Annotated in this window: 16 protein-coding genes; 4 read left to right on the top strand and 12 right to left on the bottom strand. The window is 69.7% G+C overall.

Annotation, left to right across the window (positions count from 1 at the left end):
- Positions 1 to 8 precede the first annotated feature (8 nt).
- The 3 genes from ACXKZB_RS18155 to folE are packed head-to-tail and all read right to left on the bottom strand — an operon-like array spanning position 9 to position 2328.
- Positions 9 to 797 (bottom strand): pyrimidine reductase family protein, encoded by a 789-nt coding sequence (locus tag ACXKZB_RS18155; RefSeq protein ID WP_488824080.1) that lies wholly within the window; start codon positions 795 to 797, stop codon positions 9 to 11.
- Positions 794 to 1720, bottom strand: coding sequence for a dihydropteroate synthase (gene folP / locus ACXKZB_RS18160; RefSeq protein WP_488824081.1), 927 nt, complete (start codon positions 1718 to 1720; stop codon positions 794 to 796). The genes ACXKZB_RS18155 and folP overlap by 4 nt, the downstream gene beginning before the upstream one ends.
- Complete coding sequence (gene folE / locus ACXKZB_RS18165) at positions 1717 to 2328, bottom strand: GTP cyclohydrolase I (protein WP_222661508.1); 612 nt, start codon at positions 2326 to 2328, stop codon at positions 1717 to 1719. The genes folP and folE overlap by 4 nt, the downstream gene beginning before the upstream one ends.
- Positions 2329 to 2485: 157 nt before the next feature.
- On the opposite strand from folE, the gene ACXKZB_RS18170 reads away from it, so the two are divergent.
- Entirely contained in the window at positions 2486 to 3961 is a 1476-nt protein-coding gene (locus ACXKZB_RS18170; protein ID WP_488824082.1) for an NCS2 family permease, read from the top strand.
- A gap of 52 nt (positions 3962 to 4013) precedes the next feature.
- Here the strand turns inward: ACXKZB_RS18170 and ACXKZB_RS18175 are convergent, their stop codons facing one another.
- Positions 4014 to 4466 carry a hypothetical protein gene (locus ACXKZB_RS18175; protein ID WP_488824083.1) on the bottom strand — a complete coding sequence of 151 codons (453 nt, stop codon included), beginning with the start codon at positions 4464 to 4466 and terminating at the stop codon, positions 4014 to 4016.
- A gap of 132 nt (positions 4467 to 4598) precedes the next feature.
- Here ACXKZB_RS18175 and ACXKZB_RS18180 point away from each other — a divergent pair, with 132 nt between their 5' ends.
- Positions 4599 to 4862 carry a hypothetical protein gene (locus ACXKZB_RS18180; RefSeq protein ID WP_123311624.1) on the top strand — a complete coding sequence of 88 codons (264 nt, stop codon included), beginning with the start codon at positions 4599 to 4601 and terminating at the stop codon, positions 4860 to 4862.
- A 19-nt stretch (positions 4863 to 4881) separates the two neighbouring features.
- On the opposite strand, the gene ACXKZB_RS18185 is transcribed toward ACXKZB_RS18180, so the two are convergent.
- On the bottom strand, positions 4882 to 6141 hold the full coding sequence (locus ACXKZB_RS18185) for an MFS transporter (RefSeq protein ID WP_261783987.1): 1260 nt from the start codon (positions 6139 to 6141) through the stop codon (positions 4882 to 4884).
- On the bottom strand, positions 6138 to 6710 hold the full coding sequence (locus ACXKZB_RS18190; protein ID WP_488824084.1) for an ArsR/SmtB family transcription factor: 573 nt from the start codon (positions 6708 to 6710) through the stop codon (positions 6138 to 6140). Before ACXKZB_RS18190 ends, ACXKZB_RS18185 begins: the two co-directional genes overlap by 4 nt.
- Positions 6711 to 6800: 90 nt before the next feature.
- On the opposite strand from ACXKZB_RS18190, the gene ACXKZB_RS18195 reads away from it, so the two are divergent.
- Positions 6801 to 7316, top strand: a complete 516-nt coding sequence (locus tag ACXKZB_RS18195) for a DUF1697 domain-containing protein (RefSeq protein ID WP_488824085.1) — start codon at positions 6801 to 6803, stop codon at positions 7314 to 7316.
- 33 nt (positions 7317 to 7349) lie between these two features.
- On the opposite strand, the gene ACXKZB_RS18200 is transcribed toward ACXKZB_RS18195, so the two are convergent.
- From ACXKZB_RS18200 to ACXKZB_RS18215, 4 genes are all read right to left on the bottom strand, one after another.
- Positions 7350 to 8147, bottom strand: coding sequence for a hypothetical protein (locus tag ACXKZB_RS18200; protein ID WP_488824086.1), 798 nt, complete (start codon positions 8145 to 8147; stop codon positions 7350 to 7352).
- Between the two features lie 368 nt (positions 8148 to 8515).
- The gene (locus ACXKZB_RS18205) at positions 8516 to 9025 is read right to left on the bottom strand and encodes a hypothetical protein (protein ID WP_488824087.1); all 510 of its coding nucleotides are present in this window, start codon (positions 9023 to 9025) and stop codon (positions 8516 to 8518) included.
- Between the two features lie 122 nt (positions 9026 to 9147).
- Positions 9148 to 11658 (bottom strand): glycoside hydrolase family 65 protein, encoded by a 2511-nt coding sequence (locus tag ACXKZB_RS18210; RefSeq protein WP_488824088.1) that lies wholly within the window; start codon positions 11656 to 11658, stop codon positions 9148 to 9150.
- A 77-nt stretch (positions 11659 to 11735) separates the two neighbouring features.
- On the bottom strand, positions 11736 to 12503 hold the full coding sequence (locus tag ACXKZB_RS18215; RefSeq protein WP_488824089.1) for an HAD family hydrolase: 768 nt from the start codon (positions 12501 to 12503) through the stop codon (positions 11736 to 11738).
- A 147-nt stretch (positions 12504 to 12650) separates the two neighbouring features.
- Between ACXKZB_RS18215 and ACXKZB_RS18220 the strand changes: the two genes are divergently transcribed.
- Complete coding sequence (locus ACXKZB_RS18220) at positions 12651 to 14006, top strand: APC family permease (RefSeq protein WP_488824090.1); 1356 nt, start codon at positions 12651 to 12653, stop codon at positions 14004 to 14006.
- 24 nt (positions 14007 to 14030) lie between these two features.
- Here ACXKZB_RS18220 and ACXKZB_RS18225 read toward each other — a convergent pair whose 3' ends face one another.
- On the bottom strand, positions 14031 to 14771 hold the full coding sequence (locus ACXKZB_RS18225) for an alpha/beta hydrolase (protein ID WP_488824091.1): 741 nt from the start codon (positions 14769 to 14771) through the stop codon (positions 14031 to 14033).
- 118 nt (positions 14772 to 14889) lie between these two features.
- Positions 14890 to 15516 (bottom strand): 3-hexulose-6-phosphate synthase, encoded by a 627-nt coding sequence (gene hxlA, locus ACXKZB_RS18230; RefSeq protein WP_488824092.1) that lies wholly within the window; start codon positions 15514 to 15516, stop codon positions 14890 to 14892.
- Position 15517: the final 1 nt, after the last annotated feature.

Genomic DNA, 15517 nt, shown 5'->3' on the forward strand with positions numbered 1-15517 from the left:
GCCCGACCCTAGCCGACGCGGTCGACCGGCACCGGGACTCGGGCGGGCGGCTCCGCCCGGACGTACCGGGTGAGCAGCACGTCACCCGCACCGCGGAGCACGTGCGCCGGGCGCATCCGCCGCAGCTCCGGGGAACCGCCGCGGGCGATCCGCGGGCCGGCACCGCCCTCGAGCGACGGGTCGATCGTCAGGGTCAGCTCGTCGACGGCGTCCGCGGCGATGAGCGAACCCAGGAACGACGGACCACCCTCGCAGTGGATCGTGCCGAGCCCCCGCGCCACCAGTGCGTCGCGGACGAGCGACACGTCGACCGATCCGGGATCGGCCCCGGGGCTGCACGGCACGACGTCGGCGACGGACGAGAGCGCGACCCCGGTCTCCGACGCAGCCGCCGCAGCGGAGGTCAGGACGACGGCCCGGACCGGTGCCTCGGTGAACACCCGCGAAGCAGGATCGAGCGAGAGCGACCGCGAGACGATCGCGAACACCGGGTGGTCGGGCATGCCGTGCGCCCGACGCCAGGTCACGTCGGCGTCGTGCAGGACCATCGGCCCGTAGCCCTCGTCGCGCACGGTGCCCGCGGCGACGAGCACCACGTCGGCCACCCGGCGCAGCAGGTCGAACACGCGCAGGTCGTCCGGGCCGCCGAGCGACCCCGAGACGCCGGCAGCCGAGGCGGACCCGTCGAGCGTCGCCACGAAGTTCACCCGCAGCCACGGCGCCGAGGCACCCGCGGTGTACAGGTCGAGCAGGTCGTCGTCGGACAGGTCCGCGATCGACGGGGGCAGGAGGTTCACGTGTTGTGCCTCGATTCCACCGGTGCCCGCCAGCCGAGCGTCGCCTCGACCATGCGCATCGCGTCGACGCTCTCGGCGACGTCGTGCATCCGGACGATCCGCGCACCGAGCATCGCGCTCACCGTCGCGACGGCGAGCGAGCCCGCCAGGCGTTCGCCGCGCGGGCGCCCGAGCGACTCCCCCACGAAGTCCTTGTTCGACACCGCCGCGAGCACCGGGTAGCCGAGCGCCACGACCTCGGGCAGCCGCCGGGTCAGCTCGAGGGTGTGGACGGTGTTCTTGTTGAGGTCGTGGCCCGGGTCGACGACGATCCGCGACCCGGGGACGCCCGCGGCGAGCGCCCGGTCGACGCGCTCCCGCAGGAACCCGACGACGGACGCGGTGACGTCGTCGTACTGCGGCGGCGCCTCGAGCGGACGACGGGGTTCGGCGAGCGAGTGGGTGATGACGATCGTGGCCTCGGAGTCCGCGACGACGGCCGCCATCCGTGGGTCGGACAGGCCGGTGGTGTCGTTGACGACGCTCGCGCCGGCCGCGATCGCCGCCGCGGCGACCTCGGGGCGGAAGGTGTCGACGCTGATGGTGACGTCGGACTGCTGGGCGAGCTGCTCGACGACGGGGACGACGCGGTCGACCTCGTCGGCGGCGGGCAGTTCCGGTCCGGGGGCGAACTTCACGCCGCCGATGTCGACCCAGTCGGCACCCTGCTCGGCCGCCCGGACAGCGGCCTCGACGGCCCGGTCGAGCTCGAACGTGGCGCCGCGGTCGTGGAACGAGTCCGGGGTCCGGTTCACGATCGCCATCACGGCGATGCGGCGGTCGAAGTCGATGGTGCGGCGGCCGATCGTGCGCACCGGGTCACGCAGGTCGGGCACCACCCAGCCGGGTCCGGCTGCGCCTCCGACGCCCGGGAGGCCCGTCATGCGTCCGCCCCGTCGCTCGCCACGTGCGTGGTGTCCGTCACACGCCCCGCGCCGATGAGCGCGATCGCCTCGGCGCGGCCCGCGGCGTCGGCCAGCGAACCGGTCGCCGCCACCGTCACGGTCGTCGAACCGGTCTGGCGCTCCCCCCGCGTCGTCACGCACTGGTGCTGCGCGTCGAGGACCACGAGGACACCCTCGGCGCCGAGCCCCTCGGCGATCGTCGCGGCGACCTGTTCGCCCAGCCGTTCCTGCAGCTGCGGGCGCGAGGCAACGGCGTCGAGCACCCGGGCGAGGGTGCCGAGTCCGATCAGGCGGTCGCCCGGCGCGTAGGCCAGGTGCGCGACCCCGAGGAACGGCAACAGGTGGTGCTCGCAGACGGACCGGAACTTCACGTCGCGGACGATGACGAGACGCCCGCGCTCACCGTCCTCGGCGTGCACGGTGCCGTCGCGGGCGATGGCGACGGCGTCCGTCCCGATGCCGGAGAAGAACTCCGCGTACGAGTCGGCGACCCGAGCGGGAGTGCGTTCGAGCTCGGGGCGATCGGGATCCTCGCCGATGCCGAGCAGGAGTTCGCGCACCGCGGCCTCGACGCGGGCACGGTCCATGCGTGACGTCACCCACCCATCCAACACCAGCCATGGCCGGAGAACGCGAGCCGGCGCCCGGCGCGAGGTGCACGACCGGCGTGGGACGGGCCTCCCGGCTGCCGCAACCTGTGAGGTCCGTGTGACCCGCCCGAAACCCAGCGTCCTTTAAACTCTCGTGGTGAGCGCCCCGCAGACCGACACCACACCCCGGAACCGCTTCGCGACCGGCCTCGACCGATACTTCTCCATCACGAAGCGCGGATCCACGATCCCGCGTGAGATCCGAGGCGGACTCGTCTCCTTCGTGACGATGGCGTACATCGTGATCCTCAACCCGCTGATCCTCGGCGGGTTCAGCGCCGACCAGGCCGCCAAGGACGTCTCCGGCGGCTGGCTCGAGAACGCACAGGTCGCCGCCGCGACCGGACTCGTCGCCGGGCTGATGACCATCGCGATGGGCGTCATCGCGAACCTGCCGTTCGGCATCGCCGCCGGCCTCGGGATCAACTCGTTCCTGGCCGTCAGCGTCGTGCAGCAGGTCACGTGGGCGGAGGCGATGGGTCTCGTGGTCATCAACGGCGTGATCATCGTGATCCTCGCGTTGACCGGGATCCGGACGATGATCTTCACCGCCGTCCCGGCGCAGCTGAAGGCCGCGATCACCGTCGGGATCGGCCTGTTCATCGCCTTCATCGGACTCGTCGACTCGGGCTTCGTGCGCTCGTCCGGGCTCGCGTCCCCGCCCCTGCAGCTCGGCGAGGACGGCTCCGTCGGCGCCCTGCCGACCATCGTGTTCCTGATCGGCCTGATGATCATCGGCACGCTCATGGCCCGCAAGGTCAAGGGTGCGCTGCTCATCGGCATCGTCGCGACCACGATCATCGCGATCATCCTGCAGGCGATCTTCCAGGTGCCGACCTCGGTCGACTCGAAGACCGGGTGGAACCTCAACGCGCCCGGCCTGCCGAGCGCCCTGTTCGCGTTCCCCGACCTGTCGCTCGTCGGGCACGCCGACCTGTTCGGCGCGTTCAGCCGCATCGGGCCGTTGGCCGCGTCGATGCTCGTCTTCACCCTCGTGTTCACGAACTTCTTCGACGCGATGGGCACCATGACCGGCCTCGCGAAGGCCGCCGGCGTCGCGAAGCCCGACGGCACGTTCCCCCGCCTGAAGTCGGCGCTCGTCGTCGAGGGCGTCGGCGCCATCGCCGGTGGTGGCGCCTCGGTGTCGTCGAACACCGTCTTCATCGACTCCGCCGCCGGCATCGGCGAGGGCGCCCGCACCGGCATGGCCTCCGTCGTCACCGGCCTGCTGTTCCTGGCGTCGATGTTCCTCACCCCGCTCACGCAGGTCGTCCCGCTCGAGGTCGCCGCGGCCGGACTCGTCGTCGTCGGCGCGCTCATGGTGGCGCAGGTGGCGGACATCTCGTGGTCGGACTTCGGCTCGGCCCTGCCCGCGTTCCTGACGATCGTCGTCATGCCGCTGACCTACTCGATCGCGAACGGAATCGGCGCCGGCTTCATCAGCTGGGTGCTCATCAAGCTGCTGTCCGGCCGTGGCCGTGAGGTCTCGTGGCTGCTCTACGTCGTCGCCGCGGGCTTCCTGCTGTACTTCGCGCGCGGACCGCTCGAGGCGCTGCTCGGCGTCGGCTGAGGCCAGGTCGCCGGGACGGTCAGTCTGCGAGAGCGGGCCGGGAGGCCCGTGCTCAGTTCGGCAGGTCGCTCGGCGTCGCCTCGTGGTGGCGTCGACCGCCCGTCCGCCGGTCCTCCTTCATGCCCGCCTCGAACAGGTGGCGGCGTCCCTGCACGAGCTCGTCCCGCGCGGTGCGCTCGAGTTCCTTGGCGAGGGCGTAGTACCCGTCGTCGTAGTCCTCGACGACCTGGAACGTCCAGCGACCGGCGATGACGTTGCGGCCGACGAGCTCCGTGTCGATGCGGTCGGCCAGTTCGGTGTGCCCCGCCTTCCGGAGCTGCTCGACGGCCTCGCCGAGGTTCAGGTCTGCGGTGCCGGTCATGCGGTGGAAGCCGTAGAGCAGGCCGCGGGCGTGCTCGATGACCTCGACCGCGGCGGACAGCGTGCCGAGTGCCTCGACCGTGGCGTCGGACACTCCCTCGGGGACCTGGTGCTGTGCGTCGGGGCCCTGATCGTCGTTCGTCATGCACCCCGTCTACACGACGGCGTCTGCGCCTGCGGACGGCCTCGTCCGCGACCCGCCGTCGCGTCGGCGAGCCCTTGCGGGGTCGCGTCAGTCGACCTAGCATTCGAACACACGTTCGAACGAGGAGACCCGATGATGATCACGGAGACGGCCGCCACGGTGTGGTGGGCCGAGGGCGCGCCGAGCCGGCTGGTCTGGGCCGGACGCCGCTGGCGGGTGAGCGACACCCCGACCCGCCTGACCGTCACACGGGCCGAACTGCCGACCGCGATCACCCACGCACCCGAGCGCACGGTCGGCTGGCGGTTCCAGGCGACCGCCGACGACGGGGACACGCTGGTGGTCGACATCGTGCCCGAGGGCAACGGCTGGGGTGTCGCGCGGACCTGGACGTGAGCACCGCGTCGAGCGTGGACTACGTCGTCACGCGTTCGGCCGGCGCCCGCTCCGGATCCGGTCGCTCCATGAGGCGCCAGGCGCCACCCGTCAGTGGCGCGAGCGTCACCACCGTGTAGAGCACGACGACCACCCCGAACGTCGCCTGGACGCCGATGCCATCGGCCGCGAAGCCGGCGAGCAACCCGCCGAGGGGGATCCCCGCCCAGGAACCGGCTCCGAGCAGCCCGAACACCCGGGCGCGCATGTGCTCCGGGATGCGCTCCAGCTCGACGGCGCCGAGGATCGGGTTGAGCGACCCGGCGGCGAGCCCCGACAGCGCCGCCGCGGCGAGCATCCACGGCAGCCCGAGGCCGAGTGCCGGCACCAGGAGCGAGGGCCCGCCGGCGAGCACGAAGCACAGGACGAAGGTGATCCGCCGGGGAACGCGGTGCGCGACGTACCCGAAGGCCACCGACCCGAGGAACGCCGCACCGCCGAAGGTCCCCGTCACGAAGCCCAGCGCCTGCGCCCCACCGAGGGTGTCGGCGGCGTAGAGCGGGAGCAACGTCGTCGACCGGGCCGCGTCGAGCAGGTTCGTGACGAGCACGAGGGCGATCACGAGCCGGAAGAACGGGTCGCGGACGCAGAACCGGAAGCCCTCGGCGATGTCCCGCCAGTACCCGTTGGTCGGAGCCGCATCAGCGCCCGCGCCCGCTCCGTCGTCCTCCGCCGGACGGACCAGCACCGCAGCGAGCAGGGCTGCGGTGCCGAACGCCACCGCGGTGCAGACGAGTGCCGCCATCGGGCCGGCAGCCGCCACGAGCACACCGCCGAGCGGCGCGCCGATGAGCACCGACAGTCGCTGCGACGCCTCGAAGTGCCCGACCGCCCGCTCCAGCGGAACGCCGGCCGATCGCGCGAGTCCGGGCAGCAGGACCCGACGTGCGGACTCCCCCGGCAGGTCGAACAGGCCGCTCACGAAGACGAGCGACAGGAGCGCCCAGAACGGCAGACCCACGGTCCAGGCGAGCACCGGCATCGCCAGCAGGGTCGCACCGCTGACGAGGTCCGACGCCACGCTCGACCGGACGAACCCGACCCGCTCGACGAGCGCTCCGCCGAAGGGGCCGCCGAGGACGATCGGCACCGTCGCGGCGAACGCGGCGATCCCGACGTCCGTCGCCGAGCCGCCCCGCGCGAGGACGGCGAAGGGCACGGCCACGGTCGTGACGACGTTCCCGGTCCTCGAGACGGCCTGGACCGCGAGCAGTGCACGCAGCCGGGCCCGGGCGTTCACGCTCGCCCCATCCGGTAGCTCTGCGTGACGGCGATGACGCGCTCCGAGCCGTCGCCTGGCGTGTGCGCGTCGCTCACGGCCGTCCATCGCGCGACCACGGCGCGCAGTTCGGCGCCGAGCCCGCTGAGTTCCTCGACGGTCAGTCGCAGCACCTCGTCGGAACTGGTCGACGCCGCGACCCACTCACGCCCCAGGACGGGCGCCTGATCGATGAACCGCCCGTACTCGGCCGCGTACGCATCGGCGACGGTGTGGTCGAGCGCGGTCGTCGCGAGCATGCGTTCCGGATCGTCGAACGCGTCGGCGAGATCCCACGACGTGTGGTCCGCCGTCGCCCGCCACCACCGTTCCCGCCGGTCCGAACCGAGCTCCGGAGCCGGCTCGATGAAGTCCGCGTCCGCCAGCCGCTTGCAGTGGTAGCTGATCGTGCCGGGCGCTTCGTCGATCTCCTCGCCGAGCATCGCCGCGGTCTGCGGCCCACCGGAGCGCAGGAGCCCGACGATCTGCAGTCGGGTCGGGTGGGCGAGGGCGCGCATGTGGGCGGCGTCGTCGAGTCTGCGAACGGTCATGGTCCGACCCTAGATGCACAACGGTTCTTGCGCAATGGTTCTTGTGCAGTTGATCGGCTGAACCGGCCAGGCCCGCGCTACGGTTCGGGCATGGCGAAGTGGATCGCGCTGCTGCGCGGAGTGAACGTCAACGGCATCACGATCAGGAGCGCCGACCTCGCGGACCTGTTCCGGGGGCTCGGCTTCGCCGACGTCCGCACGGTGCTCGCGTCCGGCAACGTGGTGTTCGGCACGGATGCCGACGCCTCCACCCTCAAGACGACGATCGAGCAGGCGCTCCGCGACCGCTTCGGCTACGACGCGTGGATCGTGCTCGTCCGCCACGAGGACCTGGCGGCAGTGATCGAGGGGTTCCCGTTCGACCGGGCGGACGACCGGCACGACTACGTGGTGTTCGGCTCCGACGACGACGCCCTCGACGCGCTGGTCGCCGACCTCGCATTCGACGCCACGGTCGAGCAGGTCGCCCGGGGCGACGGAGTCGTGTACTGGTCCTGCCCGAAGGGCTCGAGCACGGACACCGTGTTCGCGAAGCGGGCCGGGGCAGCACGCTTCAGGCGCACGACCACGACGCGCAACACGAACACCCTCCGGAAGCTCCTGTGAACGGGCCGACTTGGCGTCTGATCTTGGGAAGCCTCAGGCGATCACGGCCTCGATCAGCTTGTCGGCTTCAGGAGCAATCAAATGGAGTCCCGCGTCATGTGCGTGGTAATCATGCCATGCGTCGAGCCTCTCACGTAGAAGGAACGCCGCGGAAATTGCCTCCCATTGCACAGTATTCGACACGCTGGTGTCAAATATCACGCGAGAATGACCCACCCACTGTTCAATTTTTCGAAGCCACCGATCGGCCTCGGCGGCTTGACCCGAAGCGGCAAAATGGCTCTCGCGCAAGAACGTCCTCGCGTAAAGACCGATCGTAGAAAGATCTCGCAAGCGATCATAACGGCCTCTATGCGGACCGAGATACTTCCCGCTAGCCCTGATCAGGATAGCGCCCTGCCGATTGAGAAGTAGCGTCTCACCCGAAGACTTCGCATTGAGTTCTAAACTTGAATCTAGCACTCGTTTTATGACTTCGTCGTTGAGGTAGCCGTCCTCGTCTGCGCCGATCAGAGCAGCCACGGCATGGCGATTTTCGTCCGAGACCACTTTCACCAACCGCTCCACTGGCTCGGGAAGCGTGATCTCCGCCACGAAATACTTCTGCCGTCCCTCCACACCGGGAAATGCGTGAAATGCCGTTCGAGGCATACTGTCCAGATAGTCTCCCGCGATCGGCACTGATAACGCGGACCTCATCGACTTCATAGACTGAAGGACGGGCAGAAAGCCCGAGTCATACGGAGACGCATACTTCGCAGCGACCTGACTCACCACTACACGGCCAGGGAACACATTCATTTGCGCAGAATTCATCTGCACGCCAGTCATCTTGTCACCCTCGGGGACAAAAGGAGGCCGCGACGGTACGTTGCGCATTGAAAAATGTCGCCGATTCACCCGCTGATAGAGCCCCGGGGTAGGAACTAGTCGAGTCGGAATTAGCTGTGCGTACTTTGGTATGCCAAATGTGGTAAAAAGTGAGTCGTTCTGTGTTCGCTCAAATTTTGTCAGGTCGTTGGGACTGCACTCCGGCGGCAGATACCGCGCGTCGAACCAAGCAACGCGCACTACTGCCGCTCTGCCGCCCATATACTCACTCTAGTGGCACGCCGGGCGTTGAGCCCACCAGTCCCAAGAGGAGTGCCCGCCTACGCGACCGTGCCAGCAGTCCCGAAGGACGGCGTTTACCTTAGCAGTCATCGACGTCGTGCAATGCGCTCTAGTGCCGCTGCGATCTGGACCAACGGATCCCGCTCCACCAGAGTGCCATCGAAGTCCCGTAGAGAGATCGACACCTGCTCCGCTGAGCCATCGTGCTGGGTAGCTACCTCGATGGTGTCGTCACTCCCCGAGGACAAGGCGCTGAGCTGGAGGCCTAGATTGAGCCTCACTGGGGACGCCGGCGCGAGACGGGGAAGAGTGCGGTCGATCAACTGGACCGCGGTGCTCGCCGCCGTCACCACCACACGACAGTCGCGAGCAGCCGTCCGACCCGTGTTTGTGACGACGAGGTAGGCCCCTCCTCGTGTGAACTCGAGGTCTACAAGAAGCGCTGCGCGATTATCGTCGCGGTCACGCCGTTGCGCCCTTCGAAACTCGCAGTAGGCGACTGTCAGCGCGAGCAGTGTGACAACGCAAGCCAGGAACGTCCACCAAGCTGCCCACTCTTCAGCCGTCGGCCATCCGTACACTCGCCAAAATCCCACAGAGACACACTATGTGTAGGCCGGGGCCGGAACGCTACTGCGGCACTTGTTTCGAAAAGTTAGCTGCCACTCGATCCTGCGGGATTGCGCTAGTCGACATCGGCGCCTGCGGAACAGACGCCCTACGTTGTCGTCTCGTCCACGTCGAAGTCGCGCTCGAGCGAGATCGTCGGGATCGACGCCGTGATCACGGAGCCGTCCGCACGGAGCGTGCCCTGGATGTCGCTCGTCGTCGGGGCGTGCCCGGACATCCGCGGCCCCTGGTGCGGCAGCGGCACCACGGTCGGCTCGCCGGCCTCGATGTCCCACTGCTGGTTGTGCACCCACGCGGTGAAGCCCGAGCCCGTCTCGACCGTGAAGGTCATGGCGTCCTGCCCGAGGTCCACCCGGACGCGCGATCCACGCACGGTCAGGCGGTAGGTCAGGGCGTCCCAGTGCCGCGGCAGCCGCGGGTTGAACGTCATCCGGCCGCCGTGGTCGCGCATGCCGCCGAACCCGTTGACGAGTGCACCCCAGATGCCGCCGGTCGACGCGATGTGCACGCCGTCCGAGGTGTTGCCGTGCAGGTCGGCCAGGTCGACGTAGAGCGCCGTCTGGAAGTACTGGTCGGCGAGGTCGTGGTACCCGACCTCGGCCGCCATGATCGACTGCACGACCGCCGACAGCGTCGAGTCGCCCGTGGTGAGCGCGTCGTAGTAGTCGAAGTCGCGGCGCTTCTCGGCCGCGGTGAACTCGTGCCCCTGCAGGAACAGCGCGAGCACGACGTCGGCCTGCTTGAGCACCTGGAACCGGTAGATCACCAGCGGGTGGTAGTGCAGCAGCAGCGGGCGCTTGGACTCGGGGGTGTTCTCGAGGTCCCAGAGTTCCTTGTCGAGGAACTGGGCGTCCTGCGGGTGGATGCCACGGTGCGGGTCGAAGGGGATCTCCATCGACTCGGCGGCGTGCTCCCACTCGACGAGCTCGTCGGGGCGCAGGCCGGTGCGTCGGATCATCCGGTCGTACTCTTCGACGTCGTCGGCCGCGAGCTCGCGGCACGCGTTGACCGCGAACCACAGGTTCGCCCGCGCCATGACGTTCGTGTACAGGTTGTCGTCGACCACGGTCGTGTACTCGTCGGGTCCGGTGACGCCGTCGATGTGGAACTTCTTGTCGCCGTTGGAGCGCCAGAATCCGAGGTCGGCCCACAGCCGAGCGGTCTCGACGAGCACGTCGATCGCTCCGCGCTTCAGGAACTCGGTGTCTCCGGACGCCCGTACGTACTGCATCAGGGCATGGGCGATGTCGGCGTCGATGTGGTACTGCGCGGTGCCGGCGGCGTAGTACGCGCTGGACTCCTCGCCGTTGATCGTGCGCCAGGGGAACAGCGCACCGCGCTGGTTCAGCTCACGTGCCCGTGAGCGTGCCGCGTCGAGCATGTTGTAGCGGAAGCGCAGGGCGTTCCGGGCGACGATCGGCGCCGTGTAGGACAGGAACGGCAGGACGTAGATCTCCATGTCCCAGAAGTAGTGTCCGCCGTACCCGGAGCCGGTGACGCCCTTGGCGGCGATGCCGTGTCCGTCGGTGCGGGCGGTGGCCTGCGCGAGCATGAACAGGTTCCACCGGACGGCCTGCTGGATGGCCGGCTGCCCGGCGATCTCGACGTCGCTCCGCGCCCAGTAGTCGTCGAGCCAGACGCGCTGCTTCTCGAACGTCTCGTCGATGTTCTCGGCGTGCGCCCGGTCGAGCGTGCGGTCGCATCGGTCGGCGAGTTCGCGCACCGGGACGCCGCGGGAGGTGTGGTAGACCACGTGCTTCACGAGCCGGATCGGCTGGCCGGCGCGCGCCTGGACGCGGTAGACGTGCTTCGCCAGGTCGTCGTCGATCGACGACGACTCGTCCCAGCTGTTCTCGGTCTCGAGGTGGTGCTCCACGCCGACGCAGATCGTCATGCCGGAGCTCGACGCCTGGTAGCCGAGCAGGGAACGGGCGCCGGTGCTGCGCTTGAGCTTCGGTTCGAGCACCCGGTCGGTGAAGGCCTCGGCCTTGCGTGGGTCGAAGGCGTTCGCCGCCGCCCGCATCCCCGCGTGGTACTCGTCCTGCACGTCCTGGCGGTTCAGGATCTGGCTGGACAGCAGGATCGAGGCGTCCGCGTCGAGCACGGTGACCTCGTAGTCGATGACGGCGAGGTGCCGATCGGTGAACGACACCAGACGGCGGGACCGGATCAGCACGCGCTTGCCGGACGGCGTCGACCACTCGGTCTCGCGGAACAGGTAGCCGCCGCGGAACTCGAGCCGCCGCGTGTGGCGGAGGATGTCCGCCTCGGCCAGCACCAGGGGCTCGTCGTCGACGTACAGCCGGATCACCTTGGCGTCGGGCGCGTTGATGATCGTCTGCCCGGTCTTGGCGAACCCGAAGGCGTCTTCCGCGTGCCGGATCGGCCAGGTCTCGTGGAACCCGTTGATGTACGTGCCGTACTGCACGCCGCCGCGGCCCTCGTCGAGGTTGCCCCGCAGGCCGAGGTACCCGTTGCCGACGGCGAAGTTCGTCTCGGCGACGCCCTGCTGGTCGGGGGTGTACTCGGTCTCGACGAGTGCCCACTCGTCGACCGGGTACCGGACGCGGTCGAGCGGGTCCGAGGTGATGGGGTTCATGGTGCTCCGTGGGAAGGGAGAGTGGCGTGGGGACGTCGGTTCGACCGGGAGGCGCGGATCGCCTCCGGTCCGCTGGCCTACGTGGTGCTGGTGGTCGACCGGGGAAGGTCCGCGACCAGGTCGGCGAGGTCCGTCACGACGACGTCGGCACCGTGCGCGCGCAACGCGTCGGCGCCCGCTCCGCGGTCGACCCCGACGACGAGGCCGAAGGCCCCGTTCCGGCCGGCTTCGACACCGCTCGTGGCGTCCTCGACCACGACGCACTCGGCGGCGGTCAGACCGAACCGTCCGGCGGCGTCGAGGTAGGTGTCGGGGGCGGGCTTGCCGGCGAGGCCGTCCTGACGTGCGACGAGGCCGTCGACGACGACGGGGAACCGGTCGAGGATGCCGGCGGTCCGCAGCACCGAGACGGCGTTCGCGGAACTCGAGACGACCGCGACGTGGAAGCCGGCGTCGATCGCGGCGGTGAGGAACCGGAGCGAGCCCGGGTACGGCTCGACACCGTGCTCGTCCAGCTCCGCGGTGAACTCGGCGTTCTTCCGGTTGCCGAGACCGCACACGGTGTCGGCGTCCGGGTCGTCGTCCGGGGTGCCCTGCGGCAGGTCGATGCCCCGCGACCCGAGCAGCGAGCGCACGCCGTCGTACCGCGGCTTGCCGTCGATGTAGGCGAAGTAGTCGGCCTGCGTGTACGGCGCGACCCCGTGCGCCTCGAGGTACGGCGTGAAGAGCCGGCTCCAGGCGCGCATGTGCACGTCGGCGGTGGGGGTGAGGACACCGTCCAGGTCGAACAGGAGCGCTCGCGTGTCCGCGAGTCGCGCGGGTGTGCGCCGGGTCGGCGTCGTCATCTGCAGCCCTTCAGGGAGAACGGGGGTCGTGGACGTTGCTCTCGTCGAGTCTAGGACCGCTCCAGGACGGGTGTTCAAACGCGCCCGACGGCCTGTGAACTCCCTGAGGCGCGGGTCGACACGCTGGTCCGGACGGAAGGCTCCACCATGACCAGCGAGACCTCGGCACCCCCGCACGACGGCACCGGCTCCAAGCTCCGGCAGGCCATCACCGGGCCGCTCCTGTACCTGTTCATCCTCGGCGACGTCCTCGGTGCCGGGATCTACGCGCTCATGGGCACCCTGTCGCAGGACGTGGGCGGGGCACTCTGGGCACCGCTCCTGCTCGCACTGCTGCTGGCGCTGCTCACGGCGGGCTCGTACGCGGAGCTCGTGACGAAGTACCCGAAGGCCGGCGGCGCCGCGGTGTTCGCGGAGCGCGCCTACAAGACGCCCATCGTGTCGTTCCTGGTCGGGTTCAGCATGCTCGCCGCGGGCGTCACGAGCGCCGCCGGTCTGTCGCTCGCCTTCGCTGGCGACTACCTCGGCACCTTCGTCGACCTGCCGCCGGTGCCGACCGCGATCGTGTTCCTCGCGCTGATCGCCTGCCTGAACGCCCGCGGCATCTCGGACTCGCTGCGGAGCAACGTCGTGATGACCGTCATCGAGGTGTCGGGGCTCGTCATCGTCATCGTGGTCGTTGCCGTGATGCTGGGCGGCGGTGGCGGCGACGTCTCCCGCATCGGTGCGTTCCCGGCCGAGGCGAACCCCGCCCTCGCGACGCTGAGCGCGGCGATCGTCGCCTACTACTCGTTCGTCGGCTTCGAGACCTCGGCGAACGTCGCGGAGGAGGTCCGCGAGCCGAGCCGGGTCTACCCCAAGGCCCTGTTCGGCGCCCTCGCCACCGCGGGCGTCGTCTACGTCCTGGTCGGCCTCGCCAGTTCGATCGCGTTGCCGGCGTCCGAGCTGTCGGACTCGACCGGCCCGCTCCTGGCCGTGGTGTCGGCCAGCGGGGTGCCGATCCCGGACTGGGTCTTCAGCCTCATCGCCCTGGTGGCCGTCGCGAACGGCGCCCTGCTCACGATGATCATGTCGAGCCGCGTCACCTACGGCATGGCGGAACAGCGGCTGTTGCCCGCGCTGCTGGCCAAGGTGCTGCCGAACCGGAAGACGCCGTGGACCGCGATCGGGGCGACCACCGTCGTCGCGATGCTCCTCACCCTGGTCGGCGACGTGGGCGTCCTGGCCGAGACCGTCGTGCTCCTGCTGCTCTTCGTGTTCATCAGCACGAACGTCGCCGTCCTCGTGCTGCGCCGTGACCGCGTCGACCACGAGCACTTCCGGGTGTGGACGTTCGTCCCCGTGCTCGGCGTCGCCTCGTGCGTGCTGCTGCTGACGCAGCAGAGCGGGCAGGTCTGGCTGTACGCGGCGATCCTGCTCGCCGTCGGCGTGGTGCTGTACTTCGTCGCCCGGGTGACCGGGCGACGCTCTGGACGCGACCACGAGGCGGGCGTCATCCGCTGACGCGACGCACCACGGGCCTCCCGGTCAGCGCAGGCCGGGGGCCGGCGGCAGGTCGCGCACCCACGCCTCGATCGCCGACGAGATCTGCTGGCGGGCGTCCTCGCGGCTGATGGTCGCCGTGCGGTCGCCCGGCTGGTCGCCGTACGCGCCGAAGTCGGCGTGGTTCGAACCCTGGACCTCGGTCATCGTCGCGGTCGACGGCAGCAGGTGCCGGGCAGCGTCGACCTTGTCGGGCGTCGAGAGCCCGTCACGTGAGCCCGAGACGCTCAGCACGTCGATGTACGACGTGCTGATGTCGTTCGCGCAGTAGCTGCCGAGCAGCAGCAGGCCGTCCGCGTCCTGCGCGAGCTGGCAGGCGCGCACCCCGCCCAGCGAGTGCCCGCCGACTGCCCACGTCGCGACGTCCGGCGCATGCGCCTCGAAGGTGGAGAGCGGCCGGGTGTCGAAGAACGCGAGGTTCAGGGTCGGCTTCGTGATGACGACCGTCGTGCCGTTCGCGACCACCTGCCGGAAGGTCGCCATGTACGCGTACGGGTCGACCTTGGCGCCCGGGATGAACACGATGCCCTTGCCGTCGGCCTGCCCGGTCGGGGTCATCACGACGGAGTCACCGGCGTCCTGGACCGACACACGGTCGTCGCGCCAGACCTGCAGCGCAGCGCTCCGGGTGCCCTGCATGACGATGTGCGCCCAGACGAGGAACACCACCACGACCACCAGCAGCACGGCGACGATCCACGCGGTCCACCGCAGCACTCGGTTCATGCGACCACCGTACGGCGCACCAGGACCGGCGGCGTTCGCTTCGTGAGCAGAAATGGTCGGGTGCGGGGTACGCACTCGACCATTTCTGCTCACCATCGCGACGCGGACGCCGCGGGCGCTACGCCGTGATGGCGGCGCGGATCTCGGCAGCTGCGGCGCCGACGTCCGACGCGCTGTAGATCGCGCTGCCGGCGACGGCGACGCGGGCACCGGCCTCCTGCACCGAGGCGACGGAGGACGCGTTCACGCCACCCGCGATCGAGAAGGGGACACCCGACTCCTTGCCGGCGTCGAGCAGCGTCGAGAACGTGAAGCCCTCTTCCGCCTGCTCGTCGAGCCCGGCGTGGACCTCGACGAACTCGGCACCGAGCGCGACGACCTCGCGGGCACGGGCTGCCTTGTCGGAGACGCCGATCAGGTCGACGACGATGCCCTTGCCGTGCTTCTTCGCGGCCTTGACGGCCCCGACGATGGTCGAGTCGCCGGCGACACCGAGGACGGTGACCAGGTCGGCACCGGCCGAGAACGCGATGTCGGCCTCGAGCTCGCCGGCGTCCATGGTCTTGAGGTCGGCGAAGACGATCTTGTCCGGGTGGGCTTCCTTGATAGCGGTGACCGCGGACAGGCCGGCGCTCTTGATCAGGGGCGTGCCGAGCTCGAGGACGTCGACGTGCGGCGCGGCCGCTGCGGCGAGTTCGAGGGCGGCTTCGGTGGTCAGGGTGTCCATGGCGAACTGGAGCTGCATG

It is taken from the genome of Curtobacterium sp. ABR8 (assembly GCF_057812125.1).